Here is a 19961-nt window from a genome sequence, read left to right on the forward strand (position 1 = left end):
CGGGTCTCCGATGCCACTCAGCCCACGGCATCCTGCGCTGACCGCTCCCCGGCATCCAGCGCCGCCCACTCCCCGGCGTCCGGTGTCGCCCACTCCCTGGCTTCCGGCGCCGACCGGCCCACGGCGTCCGGCGCCGCCCGCTCCCCGGCGTCCGGCGCCGCCTGGTCCTCGGTGTCCGACATGGCCCGCTCCCCGGGGTCCGGCGCTGACCGCTCCCCGGTCTCCGGCGCCGCCCAGCCCATGGCCTCCAACGCCCCCGGTTCCTCCCCGCGCGCCCGACCGCACCGGTGGGGTTTCCCGTTCCGCCTCTTGACGTCAGTGGTCCGGACCTTTAGTTTCACGCCTTAAACAAAGCCCCGCAGGTCCCAACGGCCGAATGTCCCCCGGCTGTTGGGTCTGCGGTCCCCCCACCGAAAGGCCACCCGCCCACATGGCCAGACCCCTCCCGGCGGCAGGCTCGCTCGCCGCACTGTCCCTAGCCGCCACCCTGCTCACCGCGGCGCCCGCGCCCGCCGCCACCGCCGGGGCCGCCGCCCTGCCCACCGGCTTCGCCACGGTCGTGAACGCCGCGAGCGGCAGGTGTCTGGACGCCAAGGCCGCCGCCACCGCCAACGGCACCGCCGTGCAGCAGTACGCCTGCAACGGCACCACGGCCCAGCAGTGGAGCTTCACCGACGTCGGCGACGGCTACGTCCGCATCGGCAACCGCAACGACACCAACCAGGTGGCCGACGTCGCCGACGTCTCCACGGCCGACGGCGCGGCCGTCCACCTGTGGAGTTACGGCGGCGGCGCCAACCAGCAGTGGCTCCCCGTGGACGACGGCGGCGGCGCCTTCCACTTCGTCAACCGCAACAGCGGCAAGTGCCTGGACGACCCCGGCGCCTCGCTCGCCGACAGCGTGCAGTTCGTGCAGTACACCTGCAACGGCACCGCCGCCCAGCGCTTCCAGGTGGTCCCCGTGACCCAGTCGACGAGCAACCCCGACCTCGGCCCCAACGTCGTCGTCTTCGACCCGTCGATGTCCTCCTCGACCATCCAGGGCAAGCTGGACACGATCTTCAAGCAGCAGGAGACCAACCAGTTCGGCTCCCAGCGCTACGCCGTCCTGTTCAAGCCCGGTGCCTACAACGCCAACGTCAACGTCGGCTTCTACACCCAGGTGCTCGGCCTCGGCCTGACCCCGGACGCGGTGACGGTCAACGGCGCGGTGCACGCCGAGGCCGACTGGTTCCAGGGCAACGCCACCCAGAACTTCTGGCGCGGCGCCGAGAACCTCTCCGTCAACCCCACCGGCGGCGGCGACCGCTGGGCGGTCTCGCAGGCGGCGGCCTACCGCCGGATGCACCTGCGCGGCAACCTCGCCCTGGACGACGGCGGCTGGTCCTCCGGCGGCTACCTCGCCGACAGCAAGGTCGACGGACAGGTCAACTCCGGGTCGCAGCAGCAGTGGCTGACCCGCAACTCCCAGCTCGGCAGCTGGACCGGGTCCAACTGGAACATGGTGTTCGTCGGCAGCCAGGGCGTCCCGGCCACCAGCTTCCCCAACCCGCCGTACACCACCGTCGCGCAGAGCCCGGTCACCCGGGAGAAGCCGTTCCTGTACGTCGACGGCTCCGGGAACTACCAGGTGTTCGTGCCGTCCGTACGCACCGACTCCACCGCGACGAGCTGGGCGGGCGGCAGCCCGGCCGGCAGCTCGCTGCCGCTGAGCCAGTTCTACGTCGTCAAACCCGGCGCCACCGCCGCACAGATCAACGCGGCCCTGGCGGCCGGCCAGAACCTGCTGGTCACGCCCGGTGTCTACCACCTCGACCAGACGCTCAAGGTGACCCGCCCGGACACGGTCGTCCTCGGCCTCGGCCTCGCCAGCTTCGTCCCGGACAACGGCGTCACCGCGATGTCCGTCGCCGACGTCGACGGCGTGAAGATCGCGGGCCTGCTCTTCGACGCCGGCACCACCAGCTCGAAGACCCTGGTCGAGGTCGGGCCGGCCGGCTCCACCGCCTCCCACGCGGCCGATCCGACCTCCCTGCACGACGTGTACTTCCGCGTCGGCGGCGCCGGCGTCGGCAAGGCCGCCACCAGCCTCGTCGTCAACAGCGACAACGTCATCGGCGACCACATGTGGATCTGGCGCGCCGACCACGGCAGCGGCGTCGGCTGGACCAGCAACACCGCCGACACCGGCCTGGTCGTCAACGGCGACGACGTCACCATGTACGGGCTGTTCGTGGAGCACTTCCAGAAGTACCAGACCGTCTGGAACGGCAACGGCGGCCGTACCTACTTCTTCCAGAACGAGATGCCGTACGACCCGCCGAACCAGGCCGCCTGGATGAACGGCTCCACGCAGGGCTACGCCGCCTACAAGGTCGCCGACTCGGTCACCAGCCACCAGGCGTACGGCCTCGGCAGCTACTGCTACTTCAACGTCAACCCGGGCGTGACGGCCGCCCGCGCCATCGAGGCGCCGAACAACCCGAACGTCCGCTTCACCAGCATGGTGACCGTCTCGCTCGGCGGCACCGGCACCATCAGTCACGTCATCAACAACACCGGAGGACCCTCGAACGCGACGACCAACGTCGCGAACCTCGTCCGCTACCCGTGAGCGAAGGGGATGACCTTCCGGACGTGTGAGCCCGGCGTGTCCTGGATACGCGGTGTGCACGGCTCCACCGTCCGTCCGGAAGGTCATCCCCCGCCATGACCAGCGCATCCCACCACTCCGAAGTCACCCTCCGGGTCAACGGCAAACCCCACGCCCTGCGCGTCGACCACCGACGCGTGCTGCTCGACCTGCTGCGTGAGGACCTGGACCTCACCGGCTCCAAGAAGGGCTGCGACCACGGCCAGTGCGGTGCCTGCACCGTGCTGGTCGACGGGCGCCGCCTCAACAGCTGTCTGCTCCTCGCCGTCACCCTCGACGGCAGCGAGATCACCACCGTCGAGGGCCTCGGCGGCGACCGCGAGGAGCCGCATCCGCTCCAGCGGGCCTTCCTGGACCGCGACGCCTTCCAGTGCGGCTACTGCACCCCCGGCCAGCTCTGCTCGGCGGTGGGCATGCTCGCCGAGGCCGCGGCCGGCCACCCCTCCCACGTCACCGACCCGGCGGCCCCCACCGAGGGACCCGTACCGCTGGACCGGCCCGAGATCCGCGAACGGATGAGCGGCAACCTGTGCCGCTGCGGCGCCTATCCGCGCATCGTCGAGGCGATCGAGGACGTGATCTGAGTGAACGGCTTCGGATACCTCAGGCCCGGCAGCGTCCAGGAGGCCGTCGAGGCCCACGCCGCCCAGCCCGGCGCCCGCTACCTGGCCGGCGGCACCAACCTGGTCGACCTGCTGAAACTCGGCGTGGAGCGGCCCGCCCTCCTCATCGACATCGGCCGGCTGCCGCTGGACGGCATCCAGGAACTGCCCGACGGCTCCCTGCGCGTCGGCGCCACCGTCCGCAACAGCGACCTCGCCGCCGACCCGCGCGTCCGGGCACGCTGGCCGGCCCTGTCCCAGGCGCTCCTCGCCGGCGCCTCCGCACAGCTGCGCAACGCCGCCACCACCGGCGGCAACCTGCTCCAGCGCACCCGCTGCCCCTACTTCCAGGACCTGGACAAACCCTGCAACAAACGCGAGCCGGGCAGCGGCTGCGGCGCCCGGGACGGCGTCCACCGCGACCACGCCGTCCTCGGCCACTCCCCGCAGTGCATCGCCACCCACCCCTCCGACATGGCCGTCGCCCTCGCCGCCCTCGACGCCCAGGTCGAGCTGTACGGCACCGACGGCACCCGGCGCCTGCCGGTGGCCGACTTCCACCGATTGCCCGGCGAGCACCCCGAGCGGGACACCTGGATCCGCCCCGGTGAACTGATCACCGGCGTGCTGCTCCCGGCCGCCACCGCCGGTGCCCCGTCCGCCTACCGCAAGGCCCGGGACCGGGCGTCGTACGCCTTCGCGCTCGCCTCCGTGGCCGTCCTGCTGCGGGTCGCGGACGGCGTCGTCGACCAGGTGGGCGTCGCCTTCGGCGGGCTCGCCCACCGGCCCTGGCGGGCCCGGCACACCGAACTGGCCCTGCTGGGCGCCCCCGCCACCCCGGCCGCCTTCGAAGGGGCCGTCGCCCTCGAACTCGCGCACGCCGAGCCGCTGCGGGACAACGCCTACAAGGTGTCCCTCGCCCGCAACCTCGCCCTGGACGTCCTGAACCGTCTCGCCCCGGCCCCGGCAGTGGCCTGAGCCCTCACCGGAGGAGCAGGAGGATCCCATGACCGGCACGACCGGCACCGCCCTGGGCGCCCCCGCCGAGCGCCGGGAAGGGCGCCAGAAGGTCACCGGCGCCGCCCGCTACGCCGCCGAGTACACCCTGCCCGGCCGCGTCCACGCCTGGCCCGTGCCCGCCGCGGTCGCCCGGGGCCGGGTCACCGCCGTCGACACCTCGGCCGCCCTCGCCCTGCCCGGCGTCCTCGCCGTCCTCACCCCCTTCGACGCGCCCCGGCTCGCCGAGCCCGAGGACGGCACGCTCGCCGTGCTCCAGAACCCGGACGTGCCGCACCGGGGCTGGTGCGTGGCCCTGGCCGTCGCCGAGACCCCGGAGACCGCCCGCGCCGCCGCTCGCGCCGTCCGGGTCACGTACGCCACCGCGCCCCACGACACCGGGCCCGTCGAGGGCCACCCGGGCGCCTACGATCCGGACGAAGCGGGCGGCCAGCCCGGCCGGGTCGAGCACGGCGATCCCGAGGCCGCCTACGCCGCGGCCGAGGTCCGCGTCGACGTCACCTACCGGGTGCCGCCGCTGCACAACCACCCGATGGAGCCGCACGCCAGCACGGCCCACTGGGACGGCGACCGGCTCACCGCGTACACCTCCAGCCAGGGCGGTACCACCGTGCGGTCCGTGCTCGCCCAGCTGTTCCGGCTGCCCGAGGAGCGGATCACCGTCGTCGCCGAGCACGTCGGCGGCGGCTTCGGCTCCAAGGGGACCCCGCGCCCGGACGTCGTCCTCGCCGCGCTCGCCGCCCGGCACACCGGCCGGCCCGTCACCGTGGCCTACCCCCGCCGGTACCTGCCCACCGTCGTCGGCCACCGCGCCCCGACCGTGCAGCGGCTGCGGCTCGGCGCGCACCGGGACGGCCGGCTCACCGCCCTGCTGCACGACGTCACCACCCACACCTCCCACGTGAAGGAGTTCGTCGAATACGCCGGGGTGGTCTCCCGCGTCATGTACGCCACCCCCAACCTGCGCAGCGTCCACCACGTGGTGCCGCTGGACGTGCCCACCCCGTCCTGGATGCGGGCCCCCGGCGAGTCACCCGGCATGTACGCCCTGGAGTCCGCCATGGACGAACTCGCCGACGCGCTCGGTGTGGACCCGGTGGAGCTGCGCGTGCGCAACGAACCGGAGCGGGAACCGGGCAGCGGCAAGCCCTTCAGCAGCCGGCACGTCGTGGAGTGCCTGCGCGAGGGCGCCCGCCGCTTCGGCTGGGCCGGGCGCGACCCGCGCCCCGGCGTCCGCCGCGAGGGCCCGCTGCTGATCGGCACCGGCGTGGCCGCCGCCACCTACCCCGTGCAGGTCGCCCCGTCCACCGCCACCGCCGAGGCCCGGCCCGACGGCACCTTCGTCATCCGGGTCAACGCGGCCGACATCGGCACCGGCGCCCGTACCGTCCTCGCCCAGATCGCCGCCGACGCCCTCGGCGTGCCCCTGGAGCGGGTGCGCACCGAGGTCGGCCACAGCGATCTGCCGCCGGCCCCGCTGGCCGGGGGTTCCATGGGCACCGCCTCCTGGGGCTGGGCCGTGCACGAGGCGTGCACCCGGCTCGCCGCCCATCCCGAGGAGGGGCCGACGGTCCGCGCCGACACCACCGGGACGGCCGACGCCGAAAGCCCCTACGCGCGGCACGCGTTCGGCGCGCACTTCGCCGAGGTCGCCGTCGACACCGTCACCGGCGAGGTCCGGGTGCGCCGGCTGCTCGGCGTCTTCGCCGCGGGGCGGATCCTGAACGCCCGCACCGCACGCTCCCAGTTCACCGGCGGCATGGTCATGGGCCTCGGCATGGCCCTCACCGAACACAGCACCCTGGACCCGGCGTTCGGCGACTTCCCCGAGGCCGACCTCGCCTCCTACCACGTGCCCGTCCACGCCGACGTCCCCGCCATCGAGGCCGACTGGATCGACGAACACGACACCCACCTCAACCCCATGGGCAGCAAGGGCATCGGCGAGATCGGCATCGTCGGCACCGCCGCCGCCCTCGGCAACGCCGTCCACCACGCCACCGGCATCCGCTTCCGCACCCTCCCCCTCACCCCCGACCGGATCCTCGCCGGCCTGCTGTCCGAGGGGTGACGGTGACGGGACCGGCGTGGGAGCACCCCTGGGAGTACCCCTGGGAGTACGTCTGGGAGTACGTCTGGGAGTACGACGGCTACCGGCCCGCGGAGGAACGCCTGCGGGAGTCCCTGTGCACCCTCGGCAACGGCTACTTCGCCACCCGCGGGGCGCTGCCCGAGTGCACCGCGGACGACGTGCACTACCCGGGCACCTACGCGGCCGGCTGCTACAACCGGCTCACCTCCGAGGTCGCCGGGCGCCGGATCGAGAACGAGGACATGGTCAACCTGCCCAACTGGCTGCCGCTGCGCTTCCGGCCCACAGGCGGGGACTGGCTCACCCCGGACACCGTGCCCGTCACCGAGCACCACCAGGTGCTCCACCTCGATCCCGGCCTGCTGGAACGCCGTACCCGCTACCCGATCGGACCCGACGCCACCCTCCTGGTCCGGCAGGTGCGCCTGGTCCACCTGGCCGACCCCCACCTCGCCGCGCTGCGCACCGAGTTCACCGCCGAGGGCCACACCGTCGAGCTGGACGTCGAGGCCGCGCTCGACGGGCGCGTCACCAACTCCGGCGTCGCCCGCTACCGGGACCTGGACGGCCGGCACCTCAGTCACATCGAGGCCGGCACCAGCGCGCCCGGCACGGTCTGGCTGCGCTGCCGCACCCGGGTCTCCGACATCGGCTGCGGACTGGCCGCCCGGCTGACCGCCGGGGTGCCGGTCACCCACGCCAACGAGGCCCACCGCGCCGTCCAGCGGCTCCGGTTGTCCCTGCCGCCCGGCCGGACGGCCACCGTCGACAAGACCGTCGCCCTGCACACCTCCCGCGACCCGGCCATCAGCGACCCGCTGCGCGCGGCCGTGGACCGGGCCGGCGCCGCCCCCGGCTTCGACGAACTGCGCGAGACCCACCGCGCCACCTGGGAGCAGCTGTGGCGGCGCACCGCGCTCGACGTGCCCGGCGAGGCGGGCAGCATCCTGCGCCTGCACCTGTTCCACGTGCTCCAGACCCTCTCGCCGCACACCGCCGACCTGGACGTCGGCGTCCCCGCCCGCGGCCTGCACGGCGAGGCCTACCGGGGCCATGTCTTCTGGGACGAACTCTTCGTCCTGCCCTACCTGAACCTCCACCTCCCGGAGGTCTCCCGCGCCCTGCTCCGCTACCGCCACCGCCGCCTGGACGCCGCCTGCCACGCGGCCCGCGACCTCGGCCGGGGCGGCGCGCTCTACCCGTGGCAGAGCGGCAGCGACGGCCGCGAGGAGACCCAGCAGCTGCACCTCAACCCGCGCTCCGGCCGCTGGCTGCCGGACCACTCCCGGCTCCAGCACCACGTCGGCTCGGCCGTGGCCTACAACGTCTGGCAGTACTGCGAGGCGACCGGCGACATCGAGTTCCTGCACGGCGAGGGCGCCGAGGTGCTCCTCCAGATCGCCCGCTTCTGGGGGCAGTCGGCGACCTGGGACGACCACCTCGGCCGGTACCGCATCCGGGGCGTGGTCGGCCCCGACGAGTACCACGACGCCTACCCCGGCGCGGACCGGCCCGGCCTGGACGACAACGCGTACACCAACGTCACCGCCGCCTGGGTGCTCATCCGCGCCCTGGAACTGCTGCACGGCCTGCCCGAGCCGCGCCGCCGGGAGCTCACCGAGCTGACCGGTCTCGGCGAGGACGAACCCGACCGCTGGACGGAGGTCTCCCGCCGCCTGCACATCCCCTTCCACGACGGGGTGATCAGCCAGTTCGACGGCTACGGCGACCTCGCCGAACTGGACTGGGCGGGCTACCGCGGACGGTACGACGACATCCGGCGCCTGGACCGCATCCTGGAGGCGGAGGGCGACACCGTCAACCGGTACAAGGCGTCCAAACAGGCCGACGTGCTGATGCTCGGCTACCTCTTCTCGCCGCTCGAACTCCGCGCGCTGTTCCAGCAGTTGGGCTACCACCTGGACGAGCACATCTGGCTCGCGACCGTGGACCACTACCTGCACCGCACCAGTCACGGCTCCACCCTCAGCGGCCTGGTCCACGGCTGGATCCTGGCCCGCGCCCGCCGCTCCGACGCCTGGAGCTTCGTCCAGGAGGCGCTGCGCGGCGACATCGCCGACCTCCAGGGCGGCACCACCGGGGAGGGCATCCACCTCGGCGCGATGGCCGGCACGCTCGACCTCGTCCAGCGCGGACTGACCGGGCTGGAGAGCCGCGCCGGCGGCCTGTGCCTCGACCCGGTCCCGCTGCCCGAGCTGTCCTCCTACGGCTTCGGCATCCGCTACCGCGGCCACTGGGGCGTCCGGCTGCGCCTGCGCAGCGGCCTGCTGGAGATCGCCGTACCGGACTCCGGCCGCTCACCCATCGACGTCCGCCTGCGCGACCGCGTCATACCGGTGGGGCCGGGGGAGACGGCCCGGCTGGTGCTGCCGGACTGAGGCCCGGCCGGTACCCGCCCGGGGTGACGCGCGCCGGGCGGGGACTCAGCCGTCCGCGACCGGATACCGGTGCACCGGCGGCAGACCCGGCAGCAGTCCCGGCCACACCGTGTCCAGGACATGCGCGCTCGGCGTGAACAGCGGCCGGGCGAGACCGGGCAGGTCGGTGGGCTCGTGCCACTCCCAGCGGCGGACCAGCCGCGGCTCGGTGACGACCGGCTCGCCGGTGAACGCCGCGACCTGGACGGCGGCCGTCACCCGGGGCATGCCGTCCACGGAGTCCATCAGGACCGCCCGCACCCGCGCGCCGGCGGGATCGGCCTTCAGGGACGTCTCCTCCTCCAGCTCCCGCACGGCCGCCGCGGCGAAGTCCTCGCCCGGCTCGTTCTTGCCGCCGGGCAGCTCCCACACGCCCCGCACCGACCAGCCCAGCAGCACCCGCCCCGCCGCATCCGTGACGACGACACCAGCTCCGGTCAGGGCGTGCGGAGCGGGCCGGCCCTTGCCGGCGCAGACCAGCCCGGCGGGAGCGGGGTCGCGCAGGACGAGCAGGGCCAGGCCGTCGGCGTCGTACCGCCCGGCGGACTCCCAGCCCGCACACAGCAGCCCGATCTCCTCCTCGTCCAGCGCCACGCCCCGCTCGCGCTCCGGTACGGCGTCCGCCACCGGGGTGATCACGCAGAGCGCGCCGCCGGGACGCAGCCGCTCCCGCAGCCGGCCGAGCACCCGCGTGCGGTCGCGGACGAACGCCCAGCCGAGCCGGACGGTGATCAAGTCGTAGCTGCCACGGGGGAGTTGGTCCAGGCCGTCGCGTTCGATGTCCAGCTGCCGGTACGTCACCCCGTCCGCGCCGGCGCTCCGGGCCCCGGCGAGCGCGACGGCGGACCAGTCCACGGCGTCCACCAGGTACCCGGACGCGGCCAGGTGGCGGGCGAGTTCACCGAGCCCGCAGCCGACGTCCAGGCAGCGCCCGCCCGCCGGAGCCGGGACGTGCTCGGCGAGCAGCCGGCGCTCGGCGGAGCCCAGGGACCGGAACCGGCCGCCGCGCGCGTAGTGCGCGTCCCACTCCTCGGGTTTCCGCTGTGCCACCGGGCCTCCTCATGACGGTCGATACGCGGACAAGGGGATCATGGCCTGGTCACGGCCGGGACACACCGCCGTCCCCGATCTCGACGGCGCCCCCCGGCGGGACCACCATGGGAGGGCGGTCGAGGACGAGAGGAGCCGCCGCACATGAGGGTGACCGACGCGCCCCTGCGCGTCCTGGCCGTGGACGACGAGGAACCCGCGCTCGAAGAACTGCTCTACCTGCTGGGGGAGGACCCGCGGGTCGGCACCGCCGTGCCCGCCCTGGAGGCCACCGAGGCGCTGCGCCGGCTGAGCCGGGCCATGGCGGAGGGCCCGCGCGGCACGGAGGGCTTCGACGTCGTCTTCCTCGACATCGACATGCCCGGCCTCAGCGGTCTCGAACTCGCCCGGCTGCTGGGCGGGTTCGCCGCTCCGCCACTCGTCGTCTTCGTCACCGCCCACGAGGACTTCGCCGTGCGCGCCTTCGACCTCAAGGCGGTCGACTACCTGCTCAAACCGCTCCGCAAGGAGCGCTTCGCCGAGGCCGTACGACGGGTCGCCGAGCTGATCCGGGCCGGACAGGGCCCCCGCCCGGCCGCCCCCGTGCCGCCCGCGCCCGCGGCACCCGCCCTCGGCGACCAGGTGCCCGTGGAACTGGGCGGGGTGACCCGGTTCGTGCCCCTCGCCGACATCACCCACGTCGAGGCGCAGGGCGACTACGCGCGGCTGCACACCGGCCAGGGCAGCCACTTGGTGCGGATACCGCTGTCCACCCTGGAGGAGCAGTGGCGCTCGCGCGGCTTCGTCCGGATCCACCGCAGCCGGCTCGTCGCCCTCGGCCGGATCGAGGAACTCCGCCTGGACGGGGGCAACGTGAGCGTCCGGATCGGCGACCGGGTCCTCGCCGTCAGCCGCCGCAACGCCCGCGAGCTCCGCGACCTGCTGGCGGGCCGCGCGACCGGCCGGATGCGCTGAAGGGTGCGGGGAAGTGCCGTCGCCCGTCCCGGCCGCCACGCGTGTTACGTTCGTCGGATGAGTGCCCAACACGGCTCGTTCTCCGTGGACATGGACTTCACGGTGCCTCGGTCCGAGGTCTTCCGCGGCTTCGCCGACCCGTCCCTGCGGCGCCGCTGGTTCCGTCTCCCCGGCGGCTCCGCCACCGCCCGCCACGAACTGGACTTCCGGGTCGGCGCCGGCGAGACCGCCCGCAACGTCTTCGTCTCCGGAGACACCGAGGAACACCTCGCCTACCGCTCCCGGTTCCTGGACATCGTGCCGGACACCCGGATCGTCCACGTCTACGAGGCCGAGGTCGACGGCAGCCGCCGCTGGGTCTCCCTCGTCACCGTCGAACTCGCCGACGAGCCCGCCGGCTCCCGCCTGACCTGGACCGAGCAGTACACCTGGCTCGTGCCGACCGGGGACGGCAGCCAGGACGCCGCCCACCTCCGCGGCGGCACGCGCCTGCTGCTCAACGGCCTGTCCACGGTCGTGAACCCCGACCGCCACCACGGCCTGCGCGTACGGTCCTGAGACCCGGTGCCGGGATCATCCGGCCGGCGCCACGACCACGTCCCGCCTGGCGGTGCCGGGGTCGGTGAACTCCAGAACCCGCTCGGCCTCGGCACTCAGCTCCCGCACGGCCTTCGCGGGCAGACGCTCGAACGGGGTGAGGGTCAGGGTCACCGCCGTCCTGCGCCGGGTCGTGGCCCAGGTGCCGGCGACGAACCCGTCCCACAGGAAGGACGCCGGCACCCGCAGGTTCCTGGTGATCAGCCGGGGCCGGTACTCGGTGCGGACGATGCGGCTGCGGTCCTTGTGGGCGAGGACCAGACTGTCGAACTCCGGCAGCAGGCGGACCGGCGCCGGCGTGTCCGGGTCGGGGCGCGGCGCGTCGGGGAGGTCGTACACCACCCGGCCGTCCTCGGTGGTGAACGCGCGCAGCTCCGGGGCGAGCCGCTCGAACACGTCCGCCGCCTTCAGCCAGCCGAACTCGCGCAGGTCGGCGGGGCCGGCCGGGCCGTACGCGGCCAGGTAACGGCGGACGAAGTCCTCCGCCGAGCTCTTCGCGGCCGGCTCAGCGCCGAGCCAGGACCCGGCCATGGTCACCTCGCTGGAGGCGGGGAACGCCCACCGGTGCGCCGTCGGCACCATGACCAGGGGCAGGTTCATGCGCACGCAGTACCCGAGCGCCCGGTCATCGGCGTCGGGGAACTCGCGCCGCATCCGCTCCCGGATCGCCGCGAAGTCCAGCGGCCCGGCGTCGAGGACGCCACGGGCGACGGCCACCAGGCGCTCCTGGTCGATCTCCGGGCCGGCGATCCGCTGGGTGACACCGGCCGCCGCGGCCACCAGGGAGGGCTCCACCAGCGCGCGGAAGGCCAGGTAGTCGCGGGCGCTGAGCAGGTGCAAGGTGGCCCGGACGTAGGTGGCCCGGACGACCTCCCGCTTGTCCAGGGCCGTGCGCAGGTCGTCGGCGCCGAAGCCGGCCAGCCGGTTCCACAGGGCGAGGAACGGTGAACTCGGCTGCTGGGCCTGGAGGGCGAGCAGGCGTTCAACGGCGTCGGCCACGGACGTCCGTGCCCGCTCCAACAGCAACTGCCGGGCGAGGGTGGCCCGGTTCAGCGCGCGACGGCTCAGGACGTCGGTCATGTCGCTCCTCGGATCGGGTGCAGCTCCCAGCGCCAAGCTAGGGCACGAGGGCGTCACCGCGGGAGCCCGCCGCCGGTGACCCAGAGTGCCCGGGCGGCTCCCCCGACGCTGACCGCCCTCCGCAGCCGGCGCCGCCCCCGGCCCGGCTCACCTGCGCCGTCGGCGCGGATGCCGTCCGGCGGGACGGGTGACAGACTGAAGTGTCCGAGCCCGGGCCCGCGGCAGCCGGCCCGGGGCCTGCCCGTGCGCCGGCCGGATGGGAACCCTCATGACTTCCGAGACCTCCGAAGCGCTGTACTCCCCGGACCGAACCGCCCTCCTGATCATCGACCCGTACAACGACTTCCTGTCCGAGGGCGGCAAGCTGTGGCCGCGCGGGAAGGAAGTGGCGGAAGGCGTCGGCCTGCTGGACCACATGCGCACCATGCTCGCCACGGCCCGCGGCCAGGGCTTCCGCGTCTTCATCGTGCCCCATCACCAGACGACGCCGGACGACTACGTCACGTGGGACCACCTGTCCCCGACCCAGCAGCGCATCGTGCGGCAGCAGACCTTCGCCGCGGGCAGCTGGGGAGCCGAGTGGCACCCCGACTTCCAGCCCGGCGAGGGCGAGTTCGTCACGCGGCAGCACTGGGCGTCGAGCGGTTTCGCCAACACGGACCTGGACTTCCTGCTCAAGCAGCACCACGTCCGGAACGTTGTGCTCATCGGCATGCGGGCCAACACCTGCGTGGACACCACCGCACGCTTCGGTCAGGAACTGGGTTACCACGTGACCCTCGTCCGTGACGCCATCGCCGCCTTCAGCTGGGAGGAGATGACGGCGACGTGCGACATCAATGCGCCTCTGTACGCCCACGCCGTCCTCACCACGGACGAGTTCGTCGACATCGTGAACGGCGGTGACAGCCGGTGAGCGTGACCGGAGTGACCGGAGAAGGAACCGGCGGAACGCGCGGAGGGCTGGCCGGGCGGACGGTCGTGGTGGTGGGAGGCAGCGCGGGCATCGGCCTGGAGACCGCGCGCCAGGTACGTGCGGCCGACGGCGAGCTGGTGCTCGTGGCGCGCGACGCCGAACGTCTGCGGCGGGCGGCGGACGAGCTGCACCCGCGGAGCACCGCCGCGTTCGACGCCCGGGACACCGGCCGTCTGGAGCGATTCCTCGGCGAACTGCCCGGGCAGGTCGACCATGTGCTGGTCACGGCGGGCAGCCCGGCGTACACCCCCCTCGCCGAACTCGACCTGACCAACGCGGGGCGGGACTTCGGCGGGCGCATCGCGATGCTGCTCGCGGTGGCACGGGCGAGCCGGGAGAAGGTCAGGGCCGGGGGGACGCTGTTGTTCATCGGCGGTACCGGTGGCCGCCGGCCCGCCCCCGGGATGGCCGTGACGGGCGCCGTCACCGCCGCGCTGCCCGCGCTGACCGCCAACCTGGCACTGGAGGTCGCCCCCGTCCGGGTCAACCTGATCGCCGCCGGGTTCGTGGACACCCCGCTGTCTGCCTCCCTCCTCGGTGACCGACTGGAGGCTCGCCGCGAGGAGTTGAGAAGGACACTGCCCATCGGCCGGGTGGTCGGGCCGGCGGACGTCGCCGCCCTCGCACTGCACATCATGACCAACGGCGCCCTCACCGGCGCCACCTACGACATCGACGGCGGCCAGCAGCTCGTGACCCACTGACGCATCGAGACGGGAAGCGCAAGCCATGGACATGAAACTGGAGATCGTCGTGGTGCCGGTGGCCGACGTCGACCGTGCCAAGGACTTCTACACCGCCCTCGGCTGGAGGCTCGACGGGGACTTCGCCCCCGAGGAGGACTTCCGGGTGGTGCAGGTGACCCCTCCGGGTTCCCCGGCGTCGGTCATCTTCGGACGATCGGTCACCGACCGGCCCCCGGGCTCGGCCCAGGGCCTGTACCTGGTCGTCGACGACATCGAGGCCGCCCACGAGGAGCTGACGCGGTGCGGCGCCGACCCGAGCGAGGTGTTCCACGACGCCGGCGGGATCTTCCACCACGCCGGCACCGGGGCCCGGGTGCCCGGCCCCGACCCGAAGCGCGGCAGTTACGGCTCCTACCTGGCCTTCGGCGACCCGGACGGCAACGGCTGGTTCCTCCAGGAGGTCACCACACGCCTCCCGGGCCGGCTGGATCCCGCGACCACCTCGTTCTCCTCGGCCGACGACCTGGCCGGCGCCCTGCGGCGGGCCGCGGCGGCGCACGGGGAACACGAGGCCCGCATCGGCACGGAGGACCCGGACTGGCCGGACTGGTACGCGCGGCACATGATCGGCGAACGGTCCGGCACGGAACCGCCCTCCTGACCCCGGCCGCCGGTGAACCGGGCGTCCTGGCGTTCGTACGGCTCGCACCCGGCCTGGCAGGATGCACGGTGACACGGAGCGTGGGGAGGCGACGGCTTCGATGGACCCGAGTCCGATCAGTGTGCTGGTGACCTTCGTCGGCGGGCCGGCCGACGGCGGGACCGAGTACCTGCCGCTGTTCGAGGCGACGAGCCGGGTCACCGTGGGCGGGGTGACCTACGGGTGCGACCCGGGCCCGCCTCCGGAGGTGCGCGACACTCCGGAGGGGCTGGCCCAGGTGATGCGACCTGTCTGAGGCACGGGGGTGCGCTCCCGTGGGCGGCGAGCCCGCCCGAGGCATCCGTCAGCCCAGGCAGAAGTCCTTGCGGGCCGCCAGGGACTCCTCGATCGTCCGGGCGGGTGCGCCGGTCAGACGCCCGACGTCGCCGGAAGCCCGGCCGCAGCGGTTCTGCCGGTGCAGGCGGCACATGGTGACGATGTGCTGCTCGACGTGCGGCGGCAGGCCGGTCACGGAGAGCACCTCCCCGCGCCACCGGTCGAGCGGCACGTCCACGTACGACACCGACCACCCCAGCGCCTTCGTCGGTGGGTTGCACCCGACCGCCTGGACCGGGACGAGCGCCCAGGCGTGCCGTGGGGTGGGTGATGTGGAGGAGGTAAGCGTGCCGGACGACGTGTGATCTGCGTATAAAGGCTGCGTGTTAGCCTGCGCGCGGTCACGATCGAACGCGTGCGGGGGAGGCGACGGTGGGCTCGGACGGCTACCAGGTCAAGGCAGGCATGACCGGGCAGGCCCAGCAACTCGACGACGCCGGCTCGGACATGGACGGCGTCAGCTCGGCCGTGAAGTCCCGCACGAGTTACTCGTACGGCGAGGTCGGCGGCCAGGACGCCGCGTCGGCGCTGAACGCGTTCGTCACGGCCTGGGAGGCGGAGGCCAAGACACTGGCGTCGGCGCTGCACGAGCTCGGCGGCAAGGTGCAGTTGGCCAAGAAGACCTACCACGGCACCGACAGCCTGGTGAAGACGCACGCGGACGGCGTCCCCGTCGGCGGCACGAGCGGCCTCACCGACACAGCGGCGCAGGGCGGGCGCACCTCGGTCCTGTCGAGCTACTGAGGAACGGGCCGGTGTCGTTCTTCTCCTCTCCTCTCGACTCCCCTTCCCTCCGCCTCACGTGGCTCGCGGGGCTGTCCAAGAAGATGCTCGCCGCCGGGAGCAAGAACGAGCTCCTCGACCTGATCGACGACGCCCTCTCGGTGCCCGAACCGGGCGGCGACCCGGCCGTGCTGGAGGGTCTGGCGAGCATCTACCGAGGCCAGGTCGACCACGTCGGCAGCGTCTTCGACCAGGTCGACCGGGTGGGCCGCACGGGCCTTCCGGAGGTGTGGGTCGGCGACACGAGTGTCCTCGCCTCCGACGTCGTGAAAGCAGCCGGGCGGTCCGTGAACCGGATGAGCGAGGCGTTCCAGGGCTGCGCGACGGTGCTGCTGACGCTGGCCGACGCGATCGGCGCCGCGCAGCGCAAGGACGAGCAGGGCCGCGGACAGCTGCTGGAGCAGAAGAAGACGCTCGGCGGCAAGGACGGCTTCTTCGACGACCTGCACGAGAACGACGAGGAGGAGTGGGACCGCAAGAACGCCGCCCACTTCGGCTCCTTCGCGGTCGACCTGATGCACGCCGCCGTGGCCGACGCCCAGGAGGCCACCCGCGTCGCGGCCCGGGACCTGAACAAGTGGGCCGCCGAGGCACGGGCCGGGAAGATGGAGACCAGCGAACTCACCGCCGTCGACAAGCTGATGCTCGCCGACACCGGCGTCGCGGGCGCCGACGCCGAACTGAACGAGATCCTCACGGCCGGCGACCTGGAGCGCGCGTCGGCGCGCATGGACCTGCTGAGCCTCGACGACGAGACGGCCATGGAGCGGATGCTGGCGAAGTCGGACAGCCCGCAGGAACGGGCCTACCTGATGAAGGCCCTGGCCGCCGGGCACGGCGTCGCCGAGATCGAGACGTTCCAGAACAAGATCCACGGCAAGGACCCGGCCTGGCTGCGCCGGCACCTCACTCCGGTGGTCACCGCCGCGGACAGCAGGGACGACGAGGGCCTGGCACCGGACGGCTCGAACAACAACAAGGACTACGTCACGTTCGACGGCCAGCGCTGGATCCAGGGCGGCGACGGCTCCGAGGGCACCTGCGTGGCCTCGTCCACCGTCACGTCCCGCGCCATGGTCGACCCCCTCTACGCGCTCGACCTCACCGGCGGCCCCGACGGGCAGCAGGACGACCCCGACGCCTTCAGACAGCGCCTGGTGGCCGAACAGCACCGGCTGCACACCGAAGGCGACGGCGGTGAGAACTGGGGCGGCATGGGGCCCGAGGGGCAGGAACGGATCAACGACACCACCGTCGGCAGCGCCACCGGCACCGACTACGAGCGGCAGGACCTGAACAGCGCCGCCGACCGCAGGGCGGTCCTCACCGAGGTCGAGAAGTCGGTGGCGCAGGGGCGGCCGGTGCCGGTCGACGTCTCGGGCAAGGAGGGCGCCCACGCGATGACCATCATCGCCCAGGAGGGTGACATGCTTCAGGTGTACAACCCCTGGGGCTCGACCACCTGGGTCAGCGAGGACGACTTCATCAACGGCCACATGGGCAAGGCTTCCAACAGTGATCTCCCCAACGCGTACAGCGTCTATCTCCCGCGGTAGCAGGGGCGGTGCCGCGATCGCGGTGGCCGCGCTCCTCGCTCTCGCCACGGGCTGCGGCTCGGGCACCGGCGAACCGGCCGGCGGCTCCACGAGCACCGCGGGCCGTCCGACCAGTCACCCGGTGAAGGACACCAGCATCACCGCCCGGCCGGGTGAGCGCTTCACGCTCACCGTCGACCAGAACGCCTCCACCCGCGAGTACTGGTACCTGGTCGACCCCGCGCCCGACAGCTCGGTGCTGGTCAGCCGCGGCCGTGACTACGCGTCCGACTCCGGCGACGAGCCGGTGGACGGCGCCGGCGGCCGGCTCACCTTCACCTTCGAGGCGAAGGGCAAGGGAACCACCCGGTTCACGCTGCTGCACTGCACGTTCGCCACCTGCCAGGGCAACACCTCCACCCGGCCCCCCGAGACAACCGGCCCCTCCGCCACCCCGACCACGGCGGCGGCCACCCCCTCCCAGACCCCCCAGCGCATCACCTACACCGTCACCGTCCGCTGAGGGACGGGACATCCGAGGCCCCGATGAACGACGACGCCCCGTACCCGCCGGACCGCACGGACGACGAGCTGGCCCGGCTCGACATCACCGTCCTGCTCCGGTACGGCCTCACCGCCGAGCCCGGCAACCGGCGCACCGCCCTGTTCGGCGACGGTGCCGCGGCTGCGGCCGTCATCCTCGACCGCCTCGGCACCGAGCCGCGCTCGGTCGCCTTCCTCGCCGACACCGTGCGCGCCGGCGGACTCGCCCGCGCCGCGGAGCTGCCCGAGCCCCTGCCCCACCCGGAGGCGGCCGTCCTCGTACGGGAGTGGCTGCGGGCCGGCGCCGAACTCGCGGGCGGGATCGCCGCCGACGACACCGCGGCCACCTGGCTGCACGCCGTCGCGACCGTCATCGAAGTGAAGCGGCTGACCCGGGCGCGGGACCGGAGTGCGTGATCAGGGCGACCCGTCCGCGTCCGGCGGTGGCCGTGCCGCGCTCATGCCTCGGGAATGGTGATCCCGAGGCTGAGGGGGTCCCGCTCGTCCGGGTCCGGTCCGTGGCGTACACCGGTGTCCAGAGCGTCGATGCGGGTGATCTCCCCGGCCGACAGTGCGAAGTCGAACACGTCGAAGTTCTCGGCGATGCGCGCGGGGTTGGTGGATTTCGGGATCGCCGAGCGCCCCTGTTGCAGGTGCCAGCGGAGCATGACCTGCGCCGGCGTCTTCCCGTGCGAGTCGGCGATCTCGCGCAGTACGGGATCCGAGAGCGTGCTCCTGCGGTGTTCGCCCCAGCCCGGATAGAACGTGATGCCGCCGATCGGCGACCACGCCTGGGTGAGGATGCCGTACTCGGCGTCGGCCTGCTGCACCTGGGGCTGGGTGAAGTAGGGGTGCAGCTCGACCTGGTTCACGGCGGGCACGACGTCGGTGCGACCGAGCAGCATGGCCAGGTGCCGGGGCATGAAGTTGCTGACTCCGACGGACCGGACCCGCCCGTCGGCGAGGAGCTTCTCCAGCGCCCGATAGGCAGCGATGGTCGCCTCGAACGCCTTCGGAGCCGGCTGGTGGAGGATCAGCAGGTCGATCTGCTCCACGCCGAGCTTCCCGGCGGCCTTGTCGAAGGCGTGCAGGGTCTGCTCGTACCCATAGTCGCTCACCCAGACCTTGGTCTCGATGAACACCTCCGAGCGGTCCAGCCCCGAACGGCGGATGGCCTCGCCGACCTCGCGTTCGTTTCCGTACGCGGCAGCGGTGTCGATGTGCCGGTAGCCGGTCCGCAACGCGATCTCCACCGCTTCGGCGGTCTCCTCGGGGGGTGACTGGAAGACGCCGAAGCCGAGGGCCGGCATCTCGACGCCGTTGTTCAAGGTGAGAGGAGGATTGGTCATGGCGACCACCGTAGGAAGTCCCGGCCCTGCGAGGGAGAGGAAGCCAGTACCCCCCTCGCAGGGAATAGCCGGGACGCCGGGCCGACAGGTGGGTCGTGACGGCAGTCGGCTGCGCTGTCCGCGGGTGCGGTCAGCGGTGCTTGACGCCGGTCCGGGCGGCGGGAGCGAGGGTGGGTTCGGTGACGGGGGCGTCGCCGAGCGCCTGGTCGACGGCCGCCAGCAGGTCGTCGGACAGCTGCACCCCGGAGGCGGCGGCATTGGCGTGGACCTGCTCGGGGCGGGAGGCACCGGTGATCGCGGAGGCGACTTCGCCGCGCCGCAGGATCCAGGCGAGCGCCAGGGTGGGCATGCTCATCCCGGCCTCCTCGGCGATCGGCACGAGGCGCTGGACCGCTTCGAGGGCGGCGTCGCTGTAGACGAGGTCCTGCGAGACCGCCATGTCCGCGGAGGCGAACCGGCTCCCCTCGGGGACGGGCTGTCCGGGCTTGTACTTGCCGGTGAGGACGCGGCCGGTCCCCACCGGCGCAGCAGGCGGACCTTGATGATGCGCCGCTCGGTGCGTGTCGGCGT

Annotated in this window: 21 protein-coding genes; 15 read left to right on the plus strand and 6 right to left on the minus strand. The window is 73.2% G+C overall.

Annotated features, from left to right (window positions below; genetic code table 11):
• Nucleotides 1-17: 17 nt before the first annotated feature.
• Nucleotides 18-182 (minus strand): hypothetical protein, encoded by a 165-nt coding sequence (locus IE294_RS24995; RefSeq protein WP_189889684.1) that lies wholly within the window; start codon nt 180-182, stop codon nt 18-20.
• Between the two features lie 248 nt (nt 183-430).
• On the opposite strand from IE294_RS24995, the gene IE294_RS25000 reads away from it, so the two are divergent.
• The 5 genes from IE294_RS25000 (at nt 431) to IE294_RS25020 (ending at nt 8763) form a co-directional block, all read left to right on the plus strand.
• Nucleotides 431-2614, plus strand: coding sequence for an RICIN domain-containing protein (locus tag IE294_RS25000; protein ID WP_189889686.1), 2184 nt, complete (start codon nt 431-433; stop codon nt 2612-2614).
• 95 nt (nt 2615-2709) lie between these two features.
• On the plus strand, nt 2710-3237 hold the full coding sequence (locus IE294_RS25005) for a 2Fe-2S iron-sulfur cluster-binding protein (RefSeq protein WP_189889688.1): 528 nt from the start codon (nt 2710-2712) through the stop codon (nt 3235-3237).
• Nucleotides 3238-4233, plus strand: a complete 996-nt coding sequence (locus tag IE294_RS25010; protein ID WP_189889690.1) for an FAD binding domain-containing protein — start codon at nt 3238-3240, stop codon at nt 4231-4233.
• 28 nt (nt 4234-4261) lie between these two features.
• Nucleotides 4262-6343: a xanthine dehydrogenase family protein molybdopterin-binding subunit gene (locus IE294_RS25015; RefSeq protein WP_189889692.1), complete on the plus strand. Its 2082-nt coding sequence runs from the start codon at nt 4262-4264 to the stop codon at nt 6341-6343.
• Nucleotides 6340-8763: a glycoside hydrolase family 65 protein gene (locus IE294_RS25020; protein WP_189889694.1), complete on the plus strand. Its 2424-nt coding sequence runs from the start codon at nt 6340-6342 to the stop codon at nt 8761-8763. The genes IE294_RS25015 and IE294_RS25020 overlap by 4 nt, the downstream gene beginning before the upstream one ends.
• Nucleotides 8764-8808: 45 nt before the next feature.
• On the opposite strand, the gene IE294_RS25025 is transcribed toward IE294_RS25020, so the two are convergent.
• Nucleotides 8809-9852 carry a bifunctional class I SAM-dependent methyltransferase/NUDIX hydrolase gene (locus tag IE294_RS25025; protein WP_189889697.1) on the minus strand — a complete coding sequence of 348 codons (1044 nt, stop codon included), beginning with the start codon at nt 9850-9852 and terminating at the stop codon, nt 8809-8811.
• A gap of 144 nt (nt 9853-9996) precedes the next feature.
• On the opposite strand from IE294_RS25025, the gene IE294_RS25030 reads away from it, so the two are divergent.
• Nucleotides 9997-10806, plus strand: a complete 810-nt coding sequence (locus IE294_RS25030) for a LytR/AlgR family response regulator transcription factor (protein ID WP_189889699.1) — start codon at nt 9997-9999, stop codon at nt 10804-10806.
• A gap of 57 nt (nt 10807-10863) precedes the next feature.
• Nucleotides 10864-11364: an SRPBCC domain-containing protein gene (locus IE294_RS25035; protein WP_189889701.1), complete on the plus strand. Its 501-nt coding sequence runs from the start codon at nt 10864-10866 to the stop codon at nt 11362-11364.
• Nucleotides 11365-11379: 15 nt separating this feature from the next.
• Here IE294_RS25035 and IE294_RS25040 read toward each other — a convergent pair whose 3' ends face one another.
• Nucleotides 11380-12483 (minus strand): winged helix DNA-binding domain-containing protein, encoded by a 1104-nt coding sequence (locus tag IE294_RS25040; RefSeq protein ID WP_189889703.1) that lies wholly within the window; start codon nt 12481-12483, stop codon nt 11380-11382.
• Between the two features lie 268 nt (nt 12484-12751).
• On the opposite strand from IE294_RS25040, the gene IE294_RS25045 reads away from it, so the two are divergent.
• The 4 genes from IE294_RS25045 (at nt 12752) to IE294_RS25060 (ending at nt 15101) form a co-directional block, all read left to right on the plus strand.
• Complete coding sequence (locus IE294_RS25045) at nt 12752-13399, plus strand: cysteine hydrolase family protein (protein WP_189889705.1); 648 nt, start codon at nt 12752-12754, stop codon at nt 13397-13399.
• Nucleotides 13400-13410: 11 nt separating this feature from the next.
• Complete coding sequence (locus tag IE294_RS25050; protein ID WP_229917330.1) at nt 13411-14163, plus strand: SDR family oxidoreductase; 753 nt, start codon at nt 13411-13413, stop codon at nt 14161-14163.
• Between the two features lie 25 nt (nt 14164-14188).
• Nucleotides 14189-14806: a VOC family protein gene (locus IE294_RS25055; protein ID WP_189889707.1), complete on the plus strand. Its 618-nt coding sequence runs from the start codon at nt 14189-14191 to the stop codon at nt 14804-14806.
• A 100-nt stretch (nt 14807-14906) separates the two neighbouring features.
• A complete protein-coding gene (locus IE294_RS25060; protein ID WP_229917331.1) occupies nt 14907-15101 on the plus strand; it encodes a hypothetical protein in 195 nt (64 codons plus the stop codon).
• A 48-nt stretch (nt 15102-15149) separates the two neighbouring features.
• Here IE294_RS25060 and IE294_RS25065 read toward each other — a convergent pair whose 3' ends face one another.
• The gene (locus IE294_RS25065) at nt 15150-15368 is read right to left on the minus strand and encodes a hypothetical protein (RefSeq protein WP_189889735.1); all 219 of its coding nucleotides are present in this window, start codon (nt 15366-15368) and stop codon (nt 15150-15152) included.
• A 185-nt stretch (nt 15369-15553) separates the two neighbouring features.
• Here IE294_RS25065 and IE294_RS25070 point away from each other — a divergent pair, with 185 nt between their 5' ends.
• Genes IE294_RS25070 through IE294_RS25085 form a run of 4 tightly spaced genes read left to right on the plus strand, consistent with a single transcriptional unit; the run spans nt 15554 to nt 18459 of the window.
• Nucleotides 15554-15925, plus strand: a complete 372-nt coding sequence (locus tag IE294_RS25070) for a hypothetical protein (protein WP_189889709.1) — start codon at nt 15554-15556, stop codon at nt 15923-15925.
• A gap of 11 nt (nt 15926-15936) precedes the next feature.
• A complete protein-coding gene (locus tag IE294_RS25075) occupies nt 15937-17520 on the plus strand; it encodes a peptidoglycan-binding protein (protein ID WP_189889711.1) in 1584 nt (527 codons plus the stop codon).
• Between the two features lie 22 nt (nt 17521-17542).
• Nucleotides 17543-18022, plus strand: coding sequence for a protease inhibitor I42 family protein (locus tag IE294_RS25080; protein ID WP_189889713.1), 480 nt, complete (start codon nt 17543-17545; stop codon nt 18020-18022).
• Between the two features lie 23 nt (nt 18023-18045).
• Entirely contained in the window at nt 18046-18459 is a 414-nt protein-coding gene (locus tag IE294_RS25085; protein WP_189889715.1) for a hypothetical protein, read from the plus strand.
• Between the two features lie 41 nt (nt 18460-18500).
• Here IE294_RS25085 and IE294_RS25090 read toward each other — a convergent pair whose 3' ends face one another.
• Nucleotides 18501-19391 carry an aldo/keto reductase gene (locus IE294_RS25090; RefSeq protein WP_189889717.1) on the minus strand — a complete coding sequence of 297 codons (891 nt, stop codon included), beginning with the start codon at nt 19389-19391 and terminating at the stop codon, nt 18501-18503.
• A gap of 130 nt (nt 19392-19521) precedes the next feature.
• Nucleotides 19522-19911: an aldo/keto reductase gene (locus IE294_RS25095; protein ID WP_189889737.1), complete on the minus strand. Its 390-nt coding sequence runs from the start codon at nt 19909-19911 to the stop codon at nt 19522-19524.
• Nucleotides 19912-19961: the final 50 nt, after the last annotated feature.

Source organism: Streptomyces canarius (assembly GCF_014650735.1).
Classification (GTDB): Bacteria; Actinomycetota; Actinomycetes; order Streptomycetales; family Streptomycetaceae; genus Streptomyces; species Streptomyces olivaceoviridis.